Origin of the sequence: Halobaculum sp. EA56, from assembly GCF_051195075.1 — an archaeon.
GTDB lineage: Archaea > Halobacteriota > Halobacteria > Halobacteriales > Haloferacaceae > Halobaculum.
The window spans coordinates 311369-334656 of record NZ_JBNTJX010000003.1 but is presented as its reverse complement, the minus strand read 5'-3'; the positions used below and the strand labels follow the sequence as shown (position 1 = coordinate 334656).

General features: G+C 71.3%; 22 protein-coding genes. 11 read left to right on the top strand and 11 right to left on the bottom strand.

Annotated features, from left to right (window positions below; genetic code table 11):
* The first annotated feature begins 9 nt into the window (after window positions 1-9).
* From ACQUQ1_RS07465 to ACQUQ1_RS07440, 6 genes are all read left to right on the top strand, one after another.
* Entirely contained in the window at window positions 10-387 is a 378-nt protein-coding gene (locus tag ACQUQ1_RS07465; protein WP_435063641.1) for a DUF7541 family protein, read from the top strand.
* 128 nt (window positions 388-515) lie between these two features.
* Window positions 516-920 (top strand): DUF6684 family protein, encoded by a 405-nt coding sequence (locus ACQUQ1_RS07460; RefSeq protein WP_435063640.1) that lies wholly within the window; start codon window positions 516-518, stop codon window positions 918-920.
* A gap of 127 nt (window positions 921-1047) precedes the next feature.
* On the top strand, window positions 1048-2775 hold the full coding sequence (locus ACQUQ1_RS07455; RefSeq protein ID WP_435063722.1) for a cbb3-type cytochrome c oxidase subunit I: 1728 nt from the start codon (window positions 1048-1050) through the stop codon (window positions 2773-2775).
* 361 nt (window positions 2776-3136) lie between these two features.
* Window positions 3137-3439: a DUF7520 family protein gene (locus tag ACQUQ1_RS07450; RefSeq protein WP_435063639.1), complete on the top strand. Its 303-nt coding sequence runs from the start codon at window positions 3137-3139 to the stop codon at window positions 3437-3439.
* A 261-nt stretch (window positions 3440-3700) separates the two neighbouring features.
* Window positions 3701-4102 carry a universal stress protein gene (locus ACQUQ1_RS07445; protein ID WP_435063638.1) on the top strand — a complete coding sequence of 134 codons (402 nt, stop codon included), beginning with the start codon at window positions 3701-3703 and terminating at the stop codon, window positions 4100-4102.
* Window positions 4103-4229: 127 nt separating this feature from the next.
* The gene (locus tag ACQUQ1_RS07440; RefSeq protein ID WP_435063637.1) at window positions 4230-5363 is read left to right on the top strand and encodes a hypothetical protein; all 1134 of its coding nucleotides are present in this window, start codon (window positions 4230-4232) and stop codon (window positions 5361-5363) included.
* Between the two features lie 25 nt (window positions 5364-5388).
* Here the strand turns inward: ACQUQ1_RS07440 and ACQUQ1_RS07435 are convergent, their stop codons facing one another.
* Entirely contained in the window at window positions 5389-7053 is a 1665-nt protein-coding gene (locus tag ACQUQ1_RS07435) for a glycosyltransferase family 39 protein (protein WP_435063636.1), read from the bottom strand.
* The gene (locus ACQUQ1_RS07430) at window positions 7050-8450 is read right to left on the bottom strand and encodes an aryl-sulfate sulfotransferase (protein WP_435063635.1); all 1401 of its coding nucleotides are present in this window, start codon (window positions 8448-8450) and stop codon (window positions 7050-7052) included. The genes ACQUQ1_RS07435 and ACQUQ1_RS07430 overlap by 4 nt, the downstream gene beginning before the upstream one ends.
* 141 nt (window positions 8451-8591) lie before the next feature.
* On the opposite strand from ACQUQ1_RS07430, the gene ACQUQ1_RS07425 reads away from it, so the two are divergent.
* Window positions 8592-10553, top strand: a complete 1962-nt coding sequence (locus ACQUQ1_RS07425; RefSeq protein WP_435063634.1) for an ABC transporter substrate-binding protein — start codon at window positions 8592-8594, stop codon at window positions 10551-10553.
* Window positions 10550-11458, top strand: coding sequence for a phosphatase PAP2 family protein (locus ACQUQ1_RS07420; RefSeq protein WP_435063633.1), 909 nt, complete (start codon window positions 10550-10552; stop codon window positions 11456-11458). Before ACQUQ1_RS07425 ends, ACQUQ1_RS07420 begins: the two co-directional genes overlap by 4 nt.
* Before the next feature lie 25 nt (window positions 11459-11483).
* On the opposite strand, the gene ACQUQ1_RS07415 is transcribed toward ACQUQ1_RS07420, so the two are convergent.
* From ACQUQ1_RS07415 to ACQUQ1_RS07380, 8 genes are all read right to left on the bottom strand, one after another.
* Window positions 11484-12191, bottom strand: a complete 708-nt coding sequence (locus tag ACQUQ1_RS07415; RefSeq protein WP_435063632.1) for a DUF4013 domain-containing protein — start codon at window positions 12189-12191, stop codon at window positions 11484-11486.
* A 230-nt stretch (window positions 12192-12421) separates the two neighbouring features.
* Window positions 12422-13141, bottom strand: a complete 720-nt coding sequence (locus tag ACQUQ1_RS07410) for a thioredoxin family protein (protein WP_435063631.1) — start codon at window positions 13139-13141, stop codon at window positions 12422-12424.
* A 2-nt stretch (window positions 13142-13143) separates the two neighbouring features.
* Window positions 13144-13935: an ABC transporter ATP-binding protein gene (locus tag ACQUQ1_RS07405; protein ID WP_435063721.1), complete on the bottom strand. Its 792-nt coding sequence runs from the start codon at window positions 13933-13935 to the stop codon at window positions 13144-13146.
* Between the two features lie 68 nt (window positions 13936-14003).
* Window positions 14004-14762, bottom strand: coding sequence for an ABC transporter ATP-binding protein (locus ACQUQ1_RS07400; protein WP_435063630.1), 759 nt, complete (start codon window positions 14760-14762; stop codon window positions 14004-14006).
* Window positions 14759-15952, bottom strand: a complete 1194-nt coding sequence (locus ACQUQ1_RS07395; protein WP_435063629.1) for a branched-chain amino acid ABC transporter permease — start codon at window positions 15950-15952, stop codon at window positions 14759-14761. The genes ACQUQ1_RS07400 and ACQUQ1_RS07395 overlap by 4 nt, the downstream gene beginning before the upstream one ends.
* Complete coding sequence (locus ACQUQ1_RS07390) at window positions 15949-16902, bottom strand: branched-chain amino acid ABC transporter permease (RefSeq protein ID WP_435063720.1); 954 nt, start codon at window positions 16900-16902, stop codon at window positions 15949-15951. The genes ACQUQ1_RS07395 and ACQUQ1_RS07390 overlap by 4 nt, the downstream gene beginning before the upstream one ends.
* A 126-nt stretch (window positions 16903-17028) precedes the next feature.
* Window positions 17029-18381, bottom strand: a complete 1353-nt coding sequence (locus tag ACQUQ1_RS07385; RefSeq protein ID WP_435063628.1) for a substrate-binding protein — start codon at window positions 18379-18381, stop codon at window positions 17029-17031.
* Window positions 18382-18569: 188 nt separating this feature from the next.
* Window positions 18570-19271, bottom strand: coding sequence for a haloacid dehalogenase type II (locus ACQUQ1_RS07380; RefSeq protein ID WP_435063627.1), 702 nt, complete (start codon window positions 19269-19271; stop codon window positions 18570-18572).
* 139 nt (window positions 19272-19410) lie between these two features.
* Between ACQUQ1_RS07380 and ACQUQ1_RS07375 the strand changes: the two genes are divergently transcribed.
* Window positions 19411-20166: a GNAT family N-acetyltransferase gene (locus ACQUQ1_RS07375; protein WP_435063626.1), complete on the top strand. Its 756-nt coding sequence runs from the start codon at window positions 19411-19413 to the stop codon at window positions 20164-20166.
* Between the two features lie 111 nt (window positions 20167-20277).
* Complete coding sequence (locus ACQUQ1_RS07370) at window positions 20278-21126, top strand: P-loop NTPase (protein ID WP_435063625.1); 849 nt, start codon at window positions 20278-20280, stop codon at window positions 21124-21126.
* 97 nt (window positions 21127-21223) lie between these two features.
* Here ACQUQ1_RS07370 and ACQUQ1_RS07365 read toward each other — a convergent pair whose 3' ends face one another.
* Entirely contained in the window at window positions 21224-22834 is a 1611-nt protein-coding gene (locus tag ACQUQ1_RS07365) for a long-chain-fatty-acid--CoA ligase (RefSeq protein WP_435063624.1), read from the bottom strand.
* A gap of 204 nt (window positions 22835-23038) precedes the next feature.
* Here ACQUQ1_RS07365 and ACQUQ1_RS07360 point away from each other — a divergent pair, with 204 nt between their 5' ends.
* Complete coding sequence (locus ACQUQ1_RS07360; protein ID WP_435063623.1) at window positions 23039-23281, top strand: DUF7576 family protein; 243 nt, start codon at window positions 23039-23041, stop codon at window positions 23279-23281.
* The last annotated feature ends 7 nt before the right edge of the window (window positions 23282-23288 follow it).

The window sequence follows — 23288 nt, the reverse complement described above, 5'->3', positions numbered from 1 at the left end:
CGTGCCGGTATGGACGAGAACCCGGGACTGAGCGCGGAGTACCGGCGGGCCAGCCCGTGGCCGCTGTTCGTCGCGCTGGGGCTTCCGATCGCGGAGATCGGCATCCTGTTCGGCCTCGTGCCGCTGGCGGTCGGCGGCCTCCTGCTGTTCTGCGGCTCCATCGCGGGGATGCTCCGGGAGGCCGAGTACGCCGCCTCCGTCTGGCGGGCGCTGGCCGCGCTCGCCGTGCTCGTCGTTCTCGGCGGGGTCGCGCTGTTGTACTGGGACGCGACGACCGAGTCGGACCTGGTCGTCCGCGCGTACTCGATGGTCGGCGCCGGCGTGCTGATGCTCGCCGCGGGCATCGGCGGGGAACTGTTCGCCGGCGACGCCGACCCGGCGCTGTAGTGTAGGGGCCGGATCGCGGGGAGCGGGAGGCGCCGTTGCCCGCGTGTACACCCACGGAGGGGAGCGAGCGGGGCCGACACCCCGCGGAAATGGACAAGGTATTAGGCCGCGCTGTGCAAGGGCCGTCCATGGCAGAGATCTTCGACAGGGAGACCCTGCTGGATCTGACGGTCAACGTCATCCCGCTGGGCATCATCCTGTTCTTCGTCGTCGCGTTCGTCCTCATCGACCCGTTCGAGGGCCTCGACTTCTACGGGCGGGTGCTCCAGATGGGCCTGCTCGCGTTCCCGTTCGTGGCGCTCGCCATCCTGACGTACGTCTCCGGGAAGGCGATCGCCGGCGACGAGAAGCGCGCGGAGGTGTACTTCCAGGGCCAGGCGACGATGGACGACGCCCCCACGAAACACGAGGCCGAGGCGGAGATCGAGGCCGAACTCGCGGACGACGCGGCGGGGGACGACGCGGACGCCGAAGCCGACGACGGCGACGACGAGGACGCGACGGCCGACGAGTCGGCGACGGACGGATCGTAGGCGGCGTCGACCCCTCCGGAGACGGCAAAACCGAGGGGCGTCGGACGGGGAACCCGAATCTTTCTTGTGCGTCCGACGCTGAGGCATTTCCATGGAGACTACCGGCCAACTGCTGCTGACGGTGCTCATGGGGGCGTTCCTCCTGGGCGTGGCAGCCTTCCTCGCGCGGGTCGAGGACTGGCGCTCGTACACGCCCCTGGGTGCCGGCGGCGGCGCAGTCGGTGAGTCCGGCTACGGGCACGCGGAGAAGCCCGCAGGACTCATCCGCTGGTTCACCACGGTCGATCACAAGGACATCGGGCTGTTGTACGGCGCGTACGCGACGGTGGCGTTCGTCGTGGGCGGACTGATGGTGGTGCTGATGCGCGCCGAACTGCTCACGCCGCAGACTGACGTGCTCGGCTCGGCGACGTTCTACAACTCTCTGCTCACGAGCCACGGGATCACCATGCTGTTCCTGTTCGGGACGCCCATCATCGCGGCGTTCTCGAACTACCTCATCCCGCTGGTCATCGGCGCCGACGACATGGCGTTCCCGCGGATCAACGCCATCGCGTTCTGGCTGCTGCCGCCGGGCGCGCTGCTCATCTGGGCGGGCTTCTTCCCGCTTCCGGACGTCATTCCGGCCCAGACCGCCTGGACGATGTACACGCCGCTGTCGGCGGGCGTCGGCAACGGCAACCAGGCGAACGTCGGGGTCGACCTGATGCTGCTGGGCCTGCACCTCACCGGCGTCTCGGCGACGATGGGGGCGATCAACTTCATCGCGACCATCTTCACCGAGCGCGCCGAGGAGGTCACCTGGGCCAACCTCGACATCTTCTCGTGGACGATCCTCACCCAGTCGGGGCTCATCCTGTTCGCGTTCCCGCTACTGGGCTCTGCGCTCGTCATGCTACTGCTCGACCGCAACTTCGGGACGACGTTCTTCGCGGTGGAGGGCGGCGGTCCCATCCTCTGGCAGCACCTGTTCTGGTTCTTCGGCCACCCCGAAGTCTACATCCTGGTGCTCCCGCCGATGGGCATCGTGAGCTACGTGCTCCCGCGGTTCTCCGGCCGGAAGCTGTTCGGCTTCAAGTTCGTCGTCTACTCCACGCTGGCCATCGGCGTGCTCTCGTTCGGCGTGTGGGCCCACCACATGTTCTCGACGGGCATCGACCCGCGGCTTCGCGCCTCGTTCATGGCCGTCTCGCTGGCCATCGCCATCCCGTCCGCCGTGAAGACGTTCAACTGGATCACCACGATGTGGAACGGGAAGCTCCGCCTCACGGCGCCGATGCTGTTCTGCATCGGCTTCGTGAGCAACTTCATCATCGGCGGGGTGACGGGCGTGTTCCTCGCGTCCATCCCCGTCGACCTCGTGCTCCACGACACCTACTACGTCGTCGGCCACTTCCACTACATCGTGATGGGCGCCATCACCTTCGCCGGGATGGCGGGCATCTACTACTGGTTCCCGCTCGTCACCGGGCGCTGGTACCAGCGCAGCCTCGCGAAGGCGCACTTCTGGCTGTGGATGGTCGGCACCAACATCACGTTCTTCGCGATGGTGCTGCTCGGCTACGGCGGCATGCCGCGCCGGTACGCCACCTACCTCCCGCAGTTCGCGACGCTCCACCAGGTGGCCTCGCTCGGGGCGTTCCTGCTGCTCGTCGGCGGCATCATCTGGGTCTACAACGTCGCGGTCTCCTGGATGGAGGGCAAGCGCGTCGAGTCGGGCGACCCGTGGCGGCTGGAGGCGACTGACCTCAACACCGCCGAGTGGGACTGGTTCGACGCGAAGCGGGAGACCTCGCTGGCGGCGACCGACGGCGGGACCGTCGACTCCGAGTCCGACGCCGGCGCCGACGAGTAACGCGCTCCGGAACTCGCTGTTCGCGGCGGCTTCTCCGGTGTGGTTTCGCGTCGTGGCTCGACCGACGAGCGGCCGCTCCTTCGACGGCCGCGGCTCGCGGGACCGAGAACGGCGTCGGGTGTCCGGTCGAGGGTGACCCTCCCGACCGGCGGAGCGGGCCGACAGGCGGCCGCCCGGTCGCTACTGGAACACGAGGATCAGCCCGGTGGCGAACATGAGCAGGGCGATGCCGCCGAGCACGATCCCGAGGAGGTCCTTATCGCTCATACCCGAGCCACGGGACGCGGGGACAAAAGCCCCGCCGTCCGACCCGCGAGCGCCGAGCGCAACCCCTATTCGCGCCCCGCCCGGAGCGACGACCGTGACCGTCCCGACCGACGCCGAGGGGGAGTCCGACGGGCAGGCGCGCCGCGACGGCCCCCGGATCGTCCTCGTGCTGTACGCCGTCCTCGTCGGCGTCGGCGCCGTCGCCGGCGTGCTCGTGGCGACGTTCGTCGACGGGCTGAGCGCCCCGTCGCTGTTCGCGGTGATCCCGCTGCCGGCGACGGCGCTCGGGTTCGCCGTCTACGGCGGCGTCACCATCGCCGCGGTGTTGGGCGTGCCGCTGGCGCTCGTGATCTACGTCTCCCGGCGGGTAGAAAGCGAGGGCGAGCGAACGCAGTGAGCGAGGCCTCGGGAACACGGCGGAGCGGTCTTCGTGCCGCTCCGCCCACAAAACGGCGAGGTCGAGTGAGCGAACGGAGTGAGTGAACGAGACCTCGGGAGACGGCGGCGAGGTCCGGAGGGCCGAGCCGCCCACGGAACCGGCGAGGCCGAGCGAACGGAGTGAGTGAGGCCTCGGGAAACGGCGGAGCGACCGTCGGCCGCGACCCGCGAAGTCGCCGGCGGCGAAAGGACTAATCCGCGTGCGGGAGTGGTGCGGTCTATGTACCACGTAGTACTCGGCGTCGACGAGGACGAGGAACACGCGCGCGCGGCCGCCGGCGAGATCGCGAAGCTCCCGGGCGACGGGAGCGACACGAAGGTGACGATCGTTCACGTCTTCCAGGACAACCCCAGCGGCGCCTCCGCGACGCAGGTCGCGTCGGTCCGCGAGGCCGAGGAGCTGCTGACGGAGGCCGGCGTCGAGGTCGACGTGACCGAGTCCAGCGGCGACCCCGCCGACGCCATCATCGAGGTGGGCGACGAGGTGGACGCGGACCTCATCGTCGTCGGCGGGCGCAAGCGCTCGCCGGCGGGGAAGGCCCTGTTCGGGTCGGTCACGCAGACGGTCATCCTCAACGGCGGTCGCCCGGTGATGGTCACCGGCGTCGTCGACGACGAGTAGGTCGGCGGGCGGCGGGGTCGGCCTCCGGCCGGCGCCGCCGAGGCCAGACGGGGGACGCCCGTCTCCGGACGGAGCACCCACCCCACCCCCAAACGTATTGGCGCGCACCGGGTAGCGACTGCCGTCCATGCGGACGCGGCTCGCGGTCGTCATCGGCGTGGTGGCCGTCGCGGTGCTCGCGAGCGCCGCGGTCGGCCCCTCGACGGACGACACGGGTCGCGATCCGGCGCCGGAGACGCTCTTCGCGCCGGAGGGGACCGACAACCACCTCTGGCCGTACACCAGCCGGACCCGGTCGGTCGACGGGCGGACCCTGGCGATCAACGTCGTCGTCCGGGCCGACTCGGGGGAGTTCAGGACGGCGCTCGTTGACCGCTCCGAGGGCAACTGGACGGAGGTCGAGGGAGACCAGTCCGTCGCCGCCGACTCCTCGCCGTGGCGGCCCGCCCGCGGCGCCGCGCGGTACACGTACGTCGCGCCGAGCCGGAACGCCACGGGAACGTGGGTGCGCGCCGACTACCAGCTGAGCACCGGCACGTACCTCGGCCGCCGGATCCACATCCGGGTGTACCCCGCGCCCTCGGGCGACTGGAGCGCGATCCAGGCGCACGCGGAGTACTGGGACTGGTTCCGGATGCGCCACACCGTGACCGGGATCCGACCCGGGGCGCGCTTCCTCGAGCGCGACCTCCGCGAGGAACCGTTCGTCGAGCGGGTCGCCCGCGAGTATCACGGCTACCAGGGCGGCGGGAGCGACGGCTGGACGACGACCATCGAGTTCGCCGGCCCGCTCGCGGTCGTCGGCGCGGTCGGCGTCGGGATCGGCCGGGCGCGGGCGCGACGGAGCCTCGCCGACGTCGCTCTCCCGGTCGCGCTCGCGGGGGTGATCCTCGGCGTGCGTTCGCTCGGACTGGCCGTCGAGGAGGCCGTCCCCGCGGCGAACCCGCAGATCCTCGCGGCCGGGCTGTACCCGGTGCTGGCGGTCGGACCGCCGGCGCTGGTCGCGTGGCTCGCGCGGGGGCGCCCGGCCGAACGGGTCGCGCTGCTCGCGGCCGGCGGGCTCGGGACCGGCGTCGTGCTCGACCTCGCGGGCGTCGGCGTGCGCGTCGTGCCGATCCGGATGGCGATCCACCGGCTCGGCCTCTGCTGTGCGCTCGGGCTGTTCGCGCTCGGCGTCGCCCGCGGCGACCGGCGGACGGCCGCGGCGGGCCTGCTCGCGTGGGCGCTCGCGCTCGCGGCGCCGCTTGCGGGCTACGTGTGACGTGTGCGCCCCGCCGACCGCCGGCTCAGCCGTCGTCGCTCCGCGTCGCCCGGTAGATCACCACGCCGTCGTTCTCGTACACGCGCGTCCAGCCGTCGGCGTGCGCGAACGAGCGGTTCAGCGTGCCGAAGGTGACCGTCGACTCCCCGCGGACCGTGTACCGCCTCTTCGGGAGGTAGACGTACCCCGGGTCGGCGCCGACGGCGGCGGCCGTCCGCTCGACGCAGGCGGCGCTGTGACACCGCGACAGCGTCTCGAACGCCGCCAGGTGGCGCTCGTAGGCCGCGGGGTCGCGCCACTCCACCCCCCACGGCCCGACGAGCAGCGTCCGGTCGGCCAGCGCGGGGAGCCACTCGGCGGCGTCGCCGACGACGACGAACGTCGCGTCCGGCGGCGTCCCGCTCGCGATCCACGCCATCGCCGCGCGGTCGTCGCCGTCGACGAACTCGGGGGTGGACGGGTCGCTCGGGCGCGTCATCTCGTAGCCGAGCGCGACGCCACCGCCCGCGGCGGCGACGAGGACCGCGAGCGCGGCGAGGACGACACGGCCCTCGGGAGCGACGGATGCGGACCCGGATCCGGCCCCGGAAGCGGAGGCGAACGGCCGTACCCGGGCGAGCGCCGCCGTCGCGGGCGCGAGCGCGTCCTCCGGGACCCGGCCCGCGAGGTCGACCGCGACGGCCGCGAGCGCGAGGGCGCCGACCGTGTAGGCGAACCGCGGCTGTTTGAACAGCAACTCGGCGACGACGACCCAGGCGGGCAGCAGCCGGTCGCCGCGGACCAGGAGGTAGGCGGCCGCGGCGAGGGGCACCAGCGTGAACGGGGAGATCTCCCCCGCGAGCAGGGCGGCGCCGCCGCCGACGCCGCCGTGGGTGCCCGCGGCGGCCGCGAAGGTCGAGACGCCGTGGGTGGAGACCGCCCACACCAGCCACGGCGCGGCGACCGCCGTCCCGCCGAGGCCGACGGCCAGCCCCCGGAGGAGCCCCGCCGGCGACCGGTCGAGCGCCGCCCACAGGACGACGTAGCTGGCGACGACGAACAGCGCGTACGTCGGGTGCGACAGCGCCGTCAGTCCGAACAGGGCCGCCCCGGCGACGAGCGCGCGGCGCGACCCGGTCGCGTACGCCCGGTAGCCGGCGCAGATCGACGAGAGGGCGTACAGGAAGGCGAACGCCCGGACGACGCCCCCGGCGGAGACGTGCCACTCCAGCACCTGCGGGTTCACGGCGACGAGCGTCGCCGCCGCCGCGCCGCCCGGCCGCGACGAGGTGAGGTCACGACCCAGGAGGTAGACGGGGACCGCGACGGCGACGACGGCGACGCTCGGGAGGAGTCGGGCGACCGCGACCGGGTCGGCGCCCAGGTCCAGCAGGACGGCGAACAGGTAGAACTGCAGCGGCGGATACGCGAACGGGACGCCATCGGCGGTGTAGCCGGGGATCCGCGCCGGCGGCAGGTAGCCGTTCGCGGCGAGCTCGCCCGCGATCTGCGCGTACAGGCCGGCGCCGTACGCCGGGTAGGGGTTGGTCGCGAGGTACACGACGACGGCGACGACCGCGGGGACCAGCGACAGCGCGAGCCAGGGGCGGTCGCGGGCGTCGACCGGAAGCGAGGCGCGGACGCGGGCGAGGCGCGAGGGGGTCCCGGACGGGCCGGTCGCCGCCCCGCCAGAGGCGTCCCCCCCGCTCATTTGCGCTCGAACCGGACGGGCCACCGCAGCGACGCGGAGACGCCGCGACGCCGGTACTCGATCCGCGCCAGCGCGGGAACCGACACGAGCAGCGCGAGGACCGCGGCGGCCTCCACGGGGCCGACCCACCGCGGGCGGACGTACGCGACGGCGTTGACGAGCGTCGGCGGCGCCGCGGCCGCGACGCGGTCGAGCGCGGAGCCCTCCCGCTCGGGGTCGAACGTCCGCGAGTCGAGCCCCAGCGACGCGGCCGACTCGCCCCCGGCGCTCTCCTCGCCCGTTCCGAGCCGCTCGGCCTCGTACGGGAAGCCGATCGAGGCCGTCCAGACGACCTCCCCCTCGCGGTCGACCTCGACGACGCGGTCGCCGTTGGAGTCGGTGATCAGCGTGTGGCCGTTCGGGAGGCGGTCGGCGTCGCGGGGCCACTGCACGCGGTCGTCGCTCCACGTCCACGAGCGCACCCACTCGCCGTCCTCGCGCTGGTACTCGACGACGCGACCGTTCTCGGAGTCGGCGACGAGGAGGGCGGGACCGCCCCGCTCGGGCGGGATGTAGTCGGGGTTGTGCTGCTCGTACAGCGTGTCGTGGTCGCCGTCGCTCCCGAGCGTCCAGTCCTCGCGGAGCCCGCGCTCCATGTCGACGAAGGCGACCTGGTCGTGGTTTCGGAGGCTCACCATGACCGCCTCGCGGCCGTCGATCTCGACGTACTCCACGTCGTTGAGGTGGGTCCAGTCCGCGGGGAACGGCCCGCCGCTGTCGGTCGGGTCGAACGCCGCCTGTGCGTCCCACTCCCAGGTGATCAGCTCCGTCGTCGTGTTCACGACGAACACCCGGTCGCGGGCGATGTCGGCCACGAGCAGGCGCTCGTCGTCGATCCGGTCGACGTCGTGCCAGCGGGTGGAGTGCTTGCCGGGAGTGATCCGGCTGTACACGTCGGTCGACTCGCCGGTCGTCAGGTTCACCCGCTCGACGCCGTTGCGGGTGCAGACGCTCCCGCCGCACTCGTCGGCCGCGAGGTGGTCGGCGTACACGAACTCGACGGTCGCGTCGGTGCCCTTGACGGGGTCGACGTCCCAGTATCGGGTGTGCCCGTTCTGGTGGTAGTAGACGCTCCCGTCGGGGGCGAACGCGACCAGTTCCGCCCGGGCGCGCGGGCCGTCGTTCTCGTCGGCGACGAACGCGTTCGAGTCGGTCGCCACCACGGTGACGGTCTCGCGGGGCCCGACGACCGCGGCGTCGTCGCCGGTGCGCAGCGCCTGCTCGACGGCGGGGTCGCCGGCGACGCCCTCGCTGTCGCGCTCGGCCTCGACGTAGCCGACGACCAGCACCGCGGCCGCGACGACCGCGACGGCCGCGAGGAGGACCCTCGCCGACGGCGTCGACGGGCTCGGGGACATGCGAACCCCTCCGGCGCCCCCGCACAAATACCCCCGCGACCGTTCCGGCACGGCGGGCCGGCCCGCGGTCGCGGGTCGCCTACAGCAGGCCCCCGGGAAAGTCCGAAGAGATATTGCGCCGGGTGGCCGAACGTCCGTGAGATGGGACGACCGTCGACGGCGGCCGTCAGCCGAAGGCGCGCGCTCGCGGGAGCCGCCGCGGTCGGTAGCGGTACGCTCGGCGGCTGTATCGGACGGATCCGGACGATGTCCGGGTGGGAGTCACAGCGGCAGGTCTCCCTGGAGGTCAAGACCGTGCCGGCCGACGCGGACCCGTACGCGCTCCGGGTGGCCCGGCAGGCCGCCGAGTGGTTCCGGACCGCCGGCATCGACGTGCAGGTCACGCCGATGTCCGAGCAGGAACTGTTCAGGCGGGTCCTGCTCGACCGCGAGTTCGACCTGTTCGTCGCGCGGCTGCCGCGGCGGTTCCGCACGCCCGACAGCCTCTACTCGCTGTTGCACTCGCGGTTCGTCGAGACGCCGGGGTGGCAGAACCCGTTCGGGTACGCCAACCTGGAGGTGAACGAGCTCCTGGAGACGCAGCGGCGGGCGACCGGCGAACGACGGGCGGAGGCGGTCGCACAGCTCCAGCGGACGGTCGCGCGGACGCAGCCGTTCACCGTCGTCGCGTTCCCCGACGACATCCGGGCCGCCCGCACCGACCGCTTCGAGGGGTGGCGCGGCGCCGACCTCCGGTCGCCGACCGGCTACCTCTCGCTGGATCGGGCGGCCGCTCCCCTCGACCGGACGAGCGGGGACGACGACGGGACCGGCGACGACGGGACGGGCGGCGACGGAACTGGCGGCGGGGACGGGTCCGGCGCCGACGGGAGCGGGTCGGACGACGACGCCGGCGACGCCGCGACCCTCCGGACCGCCGTGACCGACCGCCGCGGCACGTCGAACCTGAACCCGCTGGCGGTCGAGTTCCGCGGGACGGGCGTGCTGACCGGACTGCTGTACGACTCGCTCGGGTACGCGACCGACCGGGGGACCGTCGAGCCGTGGCTGGCCGAGTCGTGGGCGGTCGACGACGCGGGGCTCGCCCCCAGGGCCGAGGTGACGCTGCGGGCCGGCGCGACCTGGCACGACGGCCAGCCGCTCACGGCCGAGGACGTCGCGTTCACGTACGACCTGCTCGCGGACACGGCGCTCGGCGAGCGCGACGGGGACGGAGCCGACGGCGGGGACGACGGCAACACCGAGACGGAGGCCGACGGGGGCGGGAGAGTCCCCGCCCCGCGGTTCCAGGGCCGGAGCAGCCTCGTCGACGAGGTCCGGCCGGTCGACGAGCACACGGTCGAGGTGCGGTTCGTCGAGTGCGCCCCGGACGTCGCGGTGCGGGCGTTCACCGTCCCGGTGCTGCCGAAGCACGTCTGGGCGGACCGCACGGGCCCGGTGTCGCTCGGCGGGATCGAGTTCGGCCCGGCGACGGAGGCGCTCGTGACGAACAACGTCCCGCCCGTGGGGAGCGGGCCGCTCCGGTTCGTCCGGAACAACCCCCGCGAGTCGCTCGTCCTCGAACGGTTCGAGGAGCACTTCCTCGTCGGCGGGCCGTCCGAGGACCTCCCCGCCGACCTCGCGGGCGGTCCCGCGTTCGACCGCCTCGCGCTGCGGGTCGTCGGGTCGGACGTGAGCGCGGTCGGCGTCGTCGCCGACGGCGACGCGGACGTCACCGGCACCGCCGTCGGGGCGGACACCGTCCCGCGGATCGGCCGCGCCGACGACACCGACCTGGTCGTCGACGAGCGGTCGGCGCCGTACGTCGTCGGCTACGACGCCTTCTCGCCGCCGCTGACGAACCCCCAGTTCCGCCACACGCTCGCGCGACTGTTCGACCGGAAGTACCTCGTCGAGGAGGTGTTCTCCGGCTACGCGTGGCCGGCGGTGAGCCCCCTCGCGGGCACGGACTGGCTCCCCGCGGACCTCCGATGGGCCGGCTCGGACCCCGTGACGCCGTTCCTCGGGGCCGACGGCTCGGTCGACGCCGAACGCGCCCGGGAGGCGTTCCGCGAGGCGGGGTACAGCTACGACGGGGACCGGCTCGTCCGCCGGGAGCGATGAGCCTCCTCGAACTGGTCCTCGAGGTGGCCGTCGTCGTCGGGGCGATGCACGCCCTCTCGGCGGTCGCGGTCCTCGGGGTCGACGACCTCCGCGCCGCCCCCCGCCGCCTCCGCCCGACGGTCCGGGCGGTCGCAGCGCCGCTGGGGGCCCTGCTCGCGGTGCTCGCGCTCAACGGGGTCGTCCGCGACATCGGCGTCGAGCTATCGTGGGTGATCGGCGTGAACATCACCGGCGCCATCTACGCCCTCGAGGGGACGTTCGTGGCCGTCCTCCAGTCGTACGCGACGCCGGCGGCGACGGCGTACTTCTCGTTCGTCTACGTGTTCGGCTACGTCTACCTGCTCACGTTCCCGGGGGTCGCGTACGCGCTGCGGGGCGACGTCCGGGCGCTCCGGACGCTGATCGTCGCCTACGGGCTGAACTACGTGATCGGGCTCGCCTGTTACGTCCTGTTCGTCGCCTACGGCCCTCGGAACCTCATGCCGGATCTGGTCGAGTCGCTGCTGTTCACGAGCTGGCCCCGGTCGCAGCTGCTCACGAGCCAGGTGAACGTCAACACGAACGTCTTCCCGTCGCTGCACACGTCGCTGTCGGTCACGGTCGCGCTCCTCGCGTACCGCACGCGCGAGCGCTATCCGCGGTGGACGGCGGTCGCGCTCGCGCTCGCGGCGTCGATCGTCGTCTCGACGATGTACCTCGGGATCCACTGGGCGACGGACGTGGTCGTGGGCTGCGCGCTCGCGGTCGCGAGCGTCCGCGCCGCCGAGCGGTACGAGGCGCGGCGCGAGCGCGAGGGACGCGGCGACCCCGAGGGACGCGACGCCCCCGACGACCCGAACGACCGCGGCCGGCCGGGGGGTCCGGGCGAGGAGGAGTGTCGACGCGACGGACGGGTCCGGGGGTGACGCGGCGGCCGCGTCGGGTGCGGGCTCAGACCGCCGACTCGCCGAGCTCCGGGCGACCGGTCCCGTTCCCGCCCGCGCGGGCGTCGTGGTAGCCGCCGGCCCAGAGGCGGGCGGCCACGATCTGCGCGTAGAAGAACACGAACGCGCCGACGACGGCGCCGAGGATCGGGATCCCGTTGAGGACGCCGACGAGGACGCCCGCGGCGACGAAGACGCCGACCGAGAGCGCCCACGCGGTCGCGTACTCCCCGCTGAGGACGACCGGCCTGATCGTCCCGACGTCGAAGGCCGCGCCGACGCGCCGGTCGTCGGCGAAGGCGACGACCGCGGCCACCGCGACGTACCCGAACACGAGCGCGAGGACGAACGTGAGCAGCGTGCCGACGACGAGACCGGCCACCCCCGTGGCGGCGCCGCCCCTGGTCCCCGTGGCGATGGCGACGACCGATCCCCCGACAGCGACCGCGCCCACGATCCCGGGCACCAGCATGTACACGACCCCGATGACGAACGCCTTCGCCCCGTCGACGACGAGCTCCTCCCAGTCGTCGAACGTCGGCGGCTCCGGATCCCCCTCCAGGCTGTGTCGGATGACCCGGACGATGTACCCGTACACCGGGAGCAGCGGGAGCAGCAGGAAGCCGAAGACCGACAGCACGCCCCCGATCAGGACGGTCTTCATCCAGTCGTCGTGTTCCGTGGGATACGTCACCGCGTCGCGGATCTGTGGCATGACCAGCAACATATCATCGTTATAGTATTTAGTAATGGACGTCGTACGGCGAGTAGGCGACCGAAAATCGGCGCCGCGGGACAGGAGGTCGCACGCGGCGGCGGATCGCCGACCGGCGCCGTCGTCGGGACGCGGGTCGCCGACCGGCTCACACTATCGGACGTACGCACTTCGAGGGTTTCGCCACCCCGGGGGTGGCGACTATCTTCGCGAAGGGACGTCCGACAGTATCAGTCGCCGCCGAGGGCGTCCGCGACCAGGTCGGCGACCGCCGCCGGTGACCGATACCCCGTCTCGACCGCGACGGCCTCGCCGTCGCGGAGGCACACGACCGCCGGCGCGGCGTCCACGTCGACGCGGCTCCGGAACGCCGACGCCGCCTCGCCGTCGATACCGGCGACGGCGACGCCCTCGGGGAGCGCGTCGAGGGTCTCCTCGATCTCGGCTTTCATGCGGTCACACGGGTCACAGCGGAGCCGCCAGACGAACACGACCGCCTCCCCGTGCTCCGAGAGGAACGCCTCGACGTCCTCGTCGGCCAGTTCCGGCATCGCCTGCGGCACGGGCGTGGCCGGCTCGATCTCGGTGACGACGGCCGCCATCGTCGCCCGCTCGACCGGGTCGGGAACCGGCTCGTCGACGTCCTCGAAGTGCGCGCGCAGCGCGAGGTACGCCACGAACTCCTCGCGGGTGACGCCCTCCTCGTCGATGCGGCGGACCGCCTCCGAGTAGTCGAGGCCGAACGCGTCGGCGACGGCCTCGGTGAACTCCCGCTCGGGGAGGTCGCCGTAGCTCTGCCCGTACAGGTCGAGCACGTCGTGCAGGGTCGAGGAGACGTGGAGCGTCCCGTCGTCGTCCTCGCGCACCGCGCCGACCTCGATCAGTCGGTCGAGCAGCGCCTCCGTGTCCGGCGGGTCCGGCGGGGCGCCCGGGTTGGGGTTCGCGCTCACTGTCAGACACCCAGGTACCGCTCGCGGGTAGACTCGTCGGCGCGAAGCTCCTCGGAGTCGCCCGCGAAGACGACGCTCCCCTGGTCGATCACGTACGCCCGGTCGGCGATGTTCATCGCGGCGACCGCGTTCTGCTCGACCAGCAGGATCGTCGTGCCCGCGTCGGCGATGCGTTGGATCGCGTCCTCGACCGTGCGGATGATCTGCGGCGCCAGCCCCTCGTAGGGCTCGTCCAGCATGAGCAGGTCCGTGTCCTGCTTGAGCGCGCGGGCGATGGCGAGCATCTGCTGTTCGCCGCCCGAGAGGGTCCCCGCCTTCTGGGAGGCGCGCTCCTTCAGGCGCGGGAACACCTCGTACACCTCCTCGGTGGACATCCCCGGGTGGTCCATCGACACGTCGCGCCCGACGACGTTCGACCAGTTCCGGGCCACGTCCGAGAGGTGGAGGTTCTCCTCGACGGTGAGGTTCGGGAAGACCCGTCGCTCCTCGGGCACCAGCGAGATGCCCAACGAGGAGACGTCCTCGGTCGACCGGTCGGTGATGTCCTCGTCCTTGAACCGGATCGTTCCCTCCCGAACCTCGGGCGGCCGGGCGCCCGCGATCGAGCGCAGGGTCGTCGTCTTGCCCGCGCCGTTGCGCCCCAGCAGCGTGCACACCTCGCCCTCCTCGACGTGCAGCGAGAGGTCGCGGAGGATGTGGCTCTGGCCGTAGTAGGCGTCGACCCCCTCGACCGAGAGGAGGTGATCCCCCTCGACGGCGGCCTCGGTGGCGGCGGCGGCGTGCGTCGCGGCCACCTCCTCGGCGGCCGCGTCCGCCTCGGCGGCGCTCTCGGCGTCGGGGCTCGCTTCGGGGGCGTCGGAGCTCACAGCTCCACCCCCCCGAGGTACGCCTCCTGAACGTCCTCGCTGTCCTGTACCTGTTCGGGCGTGCCGTCCGCGATGACCTGCCCGCGGTTCAACACGAGGATCCGGTCGGAGATGCGGAAGATGACTTCCATGTCGTGTTCCACGATGAGGATGGTGAGCCCGAGGTCCTCCTGGAGGTCCTCCACGAGGTCCACGGTGGCGGCGGTCTCGTCCGGGGACATCCCGGCGGTCGGTTCGTCCATCAACAGCAGGTCCGGCTCGGAGGCCAGCGCGATCGCGATCTCCAGGCGACGCTTGTCGCCGTACGGGAGGCTCCCCGCCTCGAGGTCGGCGTCGCCGAGCAGCTCGACCGCCGAGAGCATCCGGTCGGTCGTGTCGTGGACCGCGTCGAACCCCGAGAGCCGCTTGAGGAAGTCGAACCGGAACGACCCGTGTTCGGCCGCCAGCGCCGCGATCTGGACGTTCTCCTCGACGGTCATGCTCGGGAAGATCGACGCCGTCTGGAACGACTTCGAGATCCCCGACTGCACCGTCTCGTGGGGCGACAGGTCCGTGATGTCGGCGCCGGCGAACTCGACGCTCCCGGCGGTCGGGTCGAGCGCGCCGGTGATGCAGTTGATCAGCGTCGACTTGCCGGCGCCGTTCGGTCCGATGACCGCCCGGGTCTCCCCGGAGTCGACCTCGAAGCTCACGTCGTCGACGGCGACGAGGCCGCCGAACTGCTTCGTGAGGCCGTCGGTGCGCAGGAGGCTCACTCGCGCTCACCCCCGTCGGCCGCGGCCGGCTCCTCGCCGCCGCCGCCGCTCCGTTCGCTCAGCATCGCCGCCAGATCCGAGAAGGCGCCGTAGATGCCCCGCGGGAACACCCACACGATGAACACGAACACGGCGCCGAGGACGAACCGCCACAGCGACCCGATGGAGCCGATCACCGGCAGGCTGACCCCGGAGACGACGTTCGCGACGTACTCGAAGACGAACGCCCCGAGCACCGGGCCCACTAGGCTTCCCGTCCCGCCGAGGACCGTCATGATGACGAAGTCGCCGGAGGTGATCCAGTACAGCCCGGTCGTCGGGTGGATGTACTGCTCGTGGATGAGGAACATCGAGCCGCCGACCCCCGCGAACACCGCCGAGATGATGAACGCCATCAGCTTGTATCGGAAGACGTCCAGCCCCACGAACTCGACGCGTTCCTCGTTCTCGCCGAGCGCCTCGAAGATGAGGCCGTACGGCGAGTTGATCACGCGGTTGCCGACCCAGACGGCCAGCAGCATCATCACCGCCGCGAAGCCGTACATCACCGTGTAGGAGTCGAACACCGGGATCAGCTGCGCCTCAAGCGGAAGCGCCCCGAGGAACAGCCCGTGAGCGGCGACCTCGGAGAAGCCGTTGTCGCCGTTCGTGAGCCACGCGCCCGGCCCCAGCGCGTAGAAGTACAGCGCCTGGCCGAACGTCAGCGTCAGGACGGCGAAGTACACGCCCGAGCGGCGGATCGACACGAAGCCGATCGGCCACGCCAGCAGCGTCGCGACGACTGTGCCGGCGACGACCATCAGGATCGGGCTCGCGACGACCTGGCTGAACAGCGCCGCGGTGTAGGCCGCCGAGCCGAAGAAGGCGGCGTGCCCGAACGACAGCAGTCCGGTGTAGCCGAGCAGGAGGTTGAAGCCGATGACGACGATCCCGTAGGTGAGCACCAGCGACGCCAGACCCGTGTAGCCGCCGATCGAGAGGCCGATCACCTCGCCGACGGCCCCGAGGACGTCGACGAGCAGGAACGGGAACACGACGAGCGCGGCCGCCGTCACGATGACGACGAAGTCGTCGCGCTCGCGGAGCCCGGACAGCCGGGAGCCGCCCGCGGCGGCCGTCGGCTCCGATCCGGACTCGGTGACGGTGCCGCCGTCCGTGCTGGCGGCGTCCGTCGGGTCCTCGGCGGTCATTCGTCCACCCCCACGGAGCCGAACAGCCCCTCGGGTCGCACGATCAGCATCACGGCGACGAAGAGGTAGAGGACGATCTGTGCCCACTGACTGTACGTCTGAGTCATCGCCGAGATGATGACGCCCAGCACCAGCCCGCCGGCGATCGCGCCGCGGACCGACCCCGCCCCCCCGACGACTATCGTCAGGAACGCGGGCACCAGCGCCCGTTCGGTGCCTATCTGGGGGCTGATCGTCTGGATCGACGCCCCGATGAGGCCGGCGAACGCCGCCAGCGCCGCGCCCAGCGCGAACACGAGGCTGTACGAGCGGTTGATCTTGATGCCGAGCAGCCGCACCATCTCGGAGTCGCGCGTGCCCGCCTGGACGACGAGCCCGAAGTCGGTGCGCTCGATGGCGACGTACGTCACGCCGATGACGACGAACGCGATCCCGATGATGAACAGCCGCCAGGAGGGGAACAGCCCGACCACCGGGAGGTCGACAGGCTGGGCGACGTTGATCCCGAAGATAGTCGACGGACTGATCGACTGGAACGTGTTCCCGCCGATGACGTTCTTGACGATCTCCTCGACGATGAGCGCGAGGCCGAACGTCACGAGCAGTTGGTCGGTCTCCGGCCGGTCGTAGAACGGCTCGGCGACGAACCGCTCCATGAGCAGGCCGACGAGGAAGCCGACGACGGGCACCACGACGAGCGCGACGAGGAACCCCCCGTCGAAACCGAGGGTGGTCACGCCGGAGCTGTACAACAGCCCGTTCGAGAGCGTCGTCTCCCTGAAGACGAGCAGTCCGACGTACGATCCGACGAGGTACAGCGCGCCGTGTGCGAGGTTCAGGAACTCCATCGTCCCGAGGATGATGGTGAGCCCGATCCCCAACAGCGCGAAGATCGCCCCCTGTTGGAGGCCGTTAAGGAGTATCGATGCGATGTCCACCTGTAGAGGTATCATTATTCTTCGTGTAGGAACCGTGTGGTCCCCCTGTGAGTAGTTGTCGGTGTTGTCATTCGTTGACGCGGTTCGTCCCTCGGTCGAAGAAAGTGCCGGTCTGGATCGGCGTCGGCGGCGCCGTCGTCAGTTGTTCTCGTCGCCGTACTCGCCGAGGTTGCACTCCGCGGCCGGGCCCGCGTCGCAGGCGTAGCCGAGGTTGTCGCGGGAGGTCTGGTTGACGATCTCCAGCAGGCTGTCCTCCGTCTGCTCGGACGGTTCGAGCCCGCGCATGACGAGGACGTCCCGCTGGGCCTGGTGGTCGCACTTGCGCATGTTCTCCGAGCCGAGGCCCGCGTTGTCGTACTGCTGCCCCTCGAGCTCGCGGATGACCTCCGGCGGATAGAACGTCCCGGCGCGTTCGGCGGCGGCGGCGTACTGGAGCGTCTGCGTGTACGCCAGCCGCGCGGCGTAGCTGGGTGCGCGGTTGTGTTCCGACCGGTACGCCTCGACGAACGACGTCGAGGCGTCGTTCTCGAGCTTCCAGTTCCAGTCGGCCGTGCCGAAGATGCCGCCGATGGAGTCGCTCGCCGCCTCAGCCATCAGGCGGTTGTACAGCGGGACGACGATCTCCATGTCCTGGTCGAGCCCCTGCTCGATCGCCTGCGGGAGGGAGTTCGCGGCGTCCAGGCCGTAGTGGTTGAGCACGAGCACGTCCGTCTCGTCGCGCGGGACGTCCGCGAGGTACGACGAGTAGTCGGAGGTGCCCAGCGGCGTCGGCACCGAGTCGATCTGCGTCCAGTTGCCGACCTCGGTGAAGAACTTCTTCATCGAGGCCTGCTGTGTCTGACCCCACGAGTAGTCGGCGTACAGCTGGTAGAAGTTGAGGTTCTCGCCGTACTCCTCGGCGAGCACCGGAGCGAGCGCCTGCCCGGTCATGTACGCGTTGAACATCTCGCGGAAGGAGTAGCGGACGCACTCCGGCCCGGTCGTGTCGTTCGAGTGCGTGATGCAGCACTGGAACTGCACCTTCTCCGACTGACACAACTTCTGGACCGCGATGGCGACCGCCGAGGACGAGCCACCGGAGATCATGATCGCGTTGTCCCGGTTGATCATCCGCTGGGCCGACTGCCGGGCCGTGTCGGGGTTCGTCGCCGTGTCACCCTCGACCGATGTGACCGTCTTGCCGAGGACGCCGTCGCCCGACAGGTCCGACCAGCTGTCGACCCAACCGCCGCCGTTGTTCAGGTGCTTCTTCGCGAGGTTGTACCCGCGGAGTTCGTCGGCGCCCTCCTGAGAGTACGACCCCGACTGCGGGACGTTGAACCCGAACACGACCTCGTCGCCCTCGACCGGGTAGTTGCCGAGCGCCGGGTACTCGGACCCGCCCCCGCCGCCGCCCGTACAGCCGGCGAGCCCGGCGAGGCCCGCGGCCCCGGCGGCGCCGGACGACTTCAACACGTCACGTCGACTCAGTGTGGTGGTATCCCGTGCCATAGCCCTATCCGTGGAAGCGACCTTAATGAACGTTCCCCCCATATTCCCTTAAATCGTGTTAATATGGGTAATATGTTACACCCACATATACATTGATAATGGTTATCAAACGTAGGCCGTTTCAGTCCCGCGGTCGGGCAAGAAACGACGTGTCCGTTTTCTAGCGTTCGTAACGCCGTACCCGACTGTCAGGCGAGCTCGTCGGCGACCTCCGACAGGCCGGTCACTTCGAGGGACGGCTCGACACCGATCCGCTCGAAGGGGTCGTTCGCCCGGTTGACCCAGGCGGTCTCCATGCCGGCGCTGCCGGCGCCGGCGACGTCCCAGGCGTTGCCGGAAACCAGACGGCAGTTCCCGATCGGCGTGTCGGTCCGGTCGGCGGCGTTCTCGTACACCGCCGGGTTCGGCTTGAACGTCGACACCTCGTCGGCGCTGATCACGTCGTCGAGGTGGGCGTCGAGCCCGGCGTTCGCGGCGAGCGTCTCCAGCATCTCGGGGTTGCCGTTCGACAGCACCGTCACGGTGTGGCCGGCCTCCGAGAGCCGCGTCAGCGTCTCGACCGCGTCCGGGTACGGGTCGAGGTGGTTGTACGACTCCAGCAGGCGCTCGCGGGTCGCGTCGTCGACCTCGATGCCCCACTGGCCGAGCGCGTACGCCAGCGCGTCGCCGGTCACCTCCCAGAACGGCTCGTACTCCTCCATCAGCGCCGACTGGTAGGAGTACTGGAGCTGTTTCGCCCGCCAGGTCGCGTCCAGTTCCCCCACGAGCGCGTCGGGGGCGTCCAGCTCCGCCGAGAGCGTCTCGGTCACGCTACTGGTGTCACACAGCGTCCCGTACATGTCGAAACACAGCGTCTCGGGCATGCTCCGGGGATCCGGCTCATGTGCCATAGTACCACGGAACGCGGCGAGTTGTCGGGTCCCGGGCCCCGGCCGACCCACGGATCGGCCGATCGTGGGACCCCGCCGCGGGCGGCGATCCGTGACGCCGACCCACGGGGTTAAGTGCGTGTCCATGGTATCGTACCGCATGGATCTGCGAGACGCAACGACCGAGGACGTGGACGGGATCCGCGAGACCGCGCGGGCGTCGCTGTCGGCGTCGTACGGGCACGCGCTCTCGACGGACCTCATCGAGGAGGCCGTCGAGTCCTGGTACGACGCCGACGAGGTGACCGAGACCCTCGAGGACGAGGACTCGGTGTTCGTGGTCGCCGTCGACGACGGCGAGGTGGTCGGGTTCGTCCAGAGCTACCTCGTCGAGCGCCGGGAGCCGGTGGGCGAACTCGACTGGCTCCACGTCCACCCGGATCACCGGGGGAAGGGGCTCGGCGACGACCTGCTCCGGGCCGCGGAGACGGAGCTGCTGGAGCGGGGGGCCGAGCGCATCGAGGGACGCGTCCTCGAGGCCAACGAGGCCGGCACCGAGTTCTACGAGCGCGAGGGGTTCTCCGAGATCGGGGAGCGGACCGTCGAGATCGGCGGCGAGGAGTTCCTCGAGCGCGTGTACGCCCGCTACCCGAGCGGCGAGGGCGAGCAGGTGCTGACGGAGGCCCGCGTCGCCGGGGACGGCGAGCAGGTGTACGTCGCCTACGACGAGGCCGAGCGCGCCTCGATGGCGCCGTTCTACGCGACGTACGCCGACCGCGAGCGCACCGAGCGGGTCGGCTACGTCTGCGGCAACTGCGACGGACACAACGTCAGCGTCGACACGATGGACCGCGTCCAGTGCGGCGACTGCGGCAACAAGCGGAAGGCGAGCCGCTGGGACGCCGCGTACCTGTGAGGGCGGGCGCCGGCCGGGCCGGCGACGCCGCCGGTCGCGTCCCAGCCGGCCAGTCTCACGCGCGATACTCGCGGGGCGGCAGTTAAGTCGGGCCGTCGACCCACTCGACGCATGGACGGACGCGTGCTCGCCGTCGTCGGCGCGAAGGGGGGCGTCGGCAAGACGACGACGAGCCTCAACCTCGCGGCCGCGCTCGCCGAGGACGGCCGCGCGGTCGCCGTCGTCGAGGCGGACCTGGCGATGGCGAACGCGGTCGACTTCCTCGACATCCGCGTCAACGGCGGGCGGACCCTCCACGACGTGCTCGCGGGCGGCGCCGGCGTCGGCGACGCCACCTACCCCGCCCCGGGCGGCTTCGACGTGGTGCCCAGCGGCGTCGACCTCGACGGCTTCATCGAGTCGGACCTGGAGCGGTTCCCGTCGGCGATGGACGCGCTGAAGGCGCGCTACGACGCGGTGCTCGTCGACACCGCCGCCGGCGTCAGCCGCGAGACCGTGGTGCCGATGCGGGGCGCGGACGCCTCGGTGCTCGTGTCCACGCCCCGGGTCGCCTCCATCCGCGACGCCGACAAGACGATGACCGTCGCCGAGCGCGCGGACGCGCCGGTCGGCGGCGTCGTCCTCACGAAGTCGGGGACCGGTCGCTCGCCCCCCGCCGACCGCATCGCCGACTTCCTCGACACGGAGCTGCTCGGGCACGTCCCCCACGACGAGTCGATCCCGAGGGCCCAGGACGCCGGGCAGCCCGCCGTCTCCTACCGCCCCCACAGCGACGCCGCCGACGCCTACCGCGAGGTGGCCGCCGCCCTCCGGAAGCGCCCCGACATGCTCGGGATGACCGTCACCGCGAACACCGGCGGCTTCCGCTTCGGCGACGGCGACGACGCGTTCGCCGACGGCGGGGGCGGGGACGGCTCCCGCGGCGGGACCGACGACGGCTTCACGAGCCCGTTCGGGTAGCCGCGGGGGTCGAACGGGCGAACGGGCGAGCGGCCGGACGACGGAGTCGGTCCGGCCGGGGGCGACGACGGGGCGACGGCACGGCGGCGCGGCGACGCTACCCCTGACCGACCATCCGCTCTTCGTCCTCCCACTCCTCCTGGCGGAGTTCGTACTTCTGGACCTTCCCGGTGGAGGTCTTCGGGAGCTGTCTCACGAACTCGATGCGCGTCGGCGCCTTGTAGTGGGCCATGTTGTCGCGGGCGTACTGGATGAGGTCGTCGGCCGTGACGCCCGGGTCGCTCGGGTCGCCGCCGGCGGGGACGACGAACGCCTTCGGCGTCTCGCCCCAGTCGTCGTGCGGCGAGGGGATGACGGCCACGTCGTCCACCCGGTCGTGGCTGAACAGGGTGTCCTCCACCTCGATGGAGGAGATGTTCTCCCCGCCGGAGATGATGATGTCCTTCTTGCGGTCCTGGATGGAGATCATCCCGTTCTCGTCGACGACCGCGAGGTCGCCCATGTGGTAGTACCCCTCGGCGCGCTCGGAGAACGCCTCCTCGGTCGCCTCCGGCTTGTTCCAGTAGCGGTCCATCACCTGGTTGCCGCGGACGACGACCTCGCCGATGGTCTCGCCGTCCTCGGGCACGTCCTCGCCGTCCTCGTCGACGACGCGGATCTCCGTGCCGAGGTAGCCGAGCCCCTGGGTCTTCTTCACCGCGAAGCGGTCGTCGGAGTCGTCCTCGAAGAAGCGCCGGGCGTCGCTGGTGGTGATGAGCGGCCCCGTCTCGGTGGCCCCGTACACGTGCATGAGGTACCAGCCGAACTCGTCCTCCACCGTCCGGATCGTCGCCTCCGGCGGCGCCGCGCCCGCGGTGGCGACGCGCACGTCCTGGCCGGCGTCGGGCTCGCCGCCGTGCTCGTCGAGGTGGTCGCCGAGCATCTTCAGCACCGTGGGGGCCGCACAGAAGTACGTCACGTCCTCGGTGCGGAGCTTCTCGAAGACGTACTCCGCGTCGACGCCGCGGGTGCACACGTGCCGGGCGCCCATCCCGGTGACCGCGTAGATGTGGCCCCAGCCGTTCACGTGGAACATCGGGAGCGTCCACAGGTAGGTGTCGTCGTCGCGGATCCCCTGGTGGACGGTGATGAGGTACGCGTGGAGCGTCTCCGTCCGGTGAGTCCGGCAGACGCCCTTCGGGTCGCCGGTCGTCCCGGAGGTGTAGTTGATCGTGATCACCTCGTCCTCGGTCATCTCCGGGCGGTCGTAGTCGGTCGACTCGGCGATCACCTCGTCGAACTCCTCCCAGTCGCCCTCGACGGCGTCCGCGTCGTTCGTGACGAACGTCTCCGTCGGCACGTCGTCGCGGATCGCCTCGATCTTGTCGGCGTAGGCGTGGTCGGCGTAGACGGCGTCGACGCCGGCGTCCGAGAGGATGTACTCGTAGTCCGACTCGACGAGCCGGTAGTTCAGCGGCGTGTGCACCGCGCCGGCCTGGAAACAGCCGTACGCCGCCGCCAGGTGGTAGTGCGTGTTCGGATCGAGCACGGCCACCCGGTCGCCCTTCTCGATCCCGCGCGCCTGCAGGGCCGCCGCGAACCCGTCCGCGCGTTCGCCCAGTTCGTCGTACGTGAACCGGTCGCCGTCGACCCCGAGGACGGCCTCGTGGTCCCCGTAGTTCCGACGCGCCCGGTCGAGGAAGTCGGTCACCAGCAGCGGTTTCTCCATAGTGGGCGAAACTTCAGGCACGTTCGTGATAATCGTTGCGGGGCGGTACCGCCCGACAGGGAGGGGGCCCGCGCGGTCCGGCGGCGCACGCGAGGGTGCGCTCCGGAGCGCTATCCACCGCTCGGGGCCCGTGGGGAAGTCGGGGGAGCCGAACCGACCACTACCCAGATAATTGATAAGTGATCGGCGGGCGTGTCGGCGGGTATGACGCTCAGGGAGTACGTCGGTCGCCCGCACCCGGACGGGGAGGCGACCGTCGCGCACGCCGCGACACACTACCGGTGGACGCCCGGGGGCCGGACGCACGGACGGTGCCCGCACTGCGGCGCGGACCTGGAGCTGTCCGAGCGTCACGTGCTCGTGACGCTCTCGCGGCCGGCGGGCGAGGACGAGCGCCGCCACCTCTGCGACGAGGCCTGCGTGGCGGCGTGGCTGGAGGGGGAGTAGCGCGCGA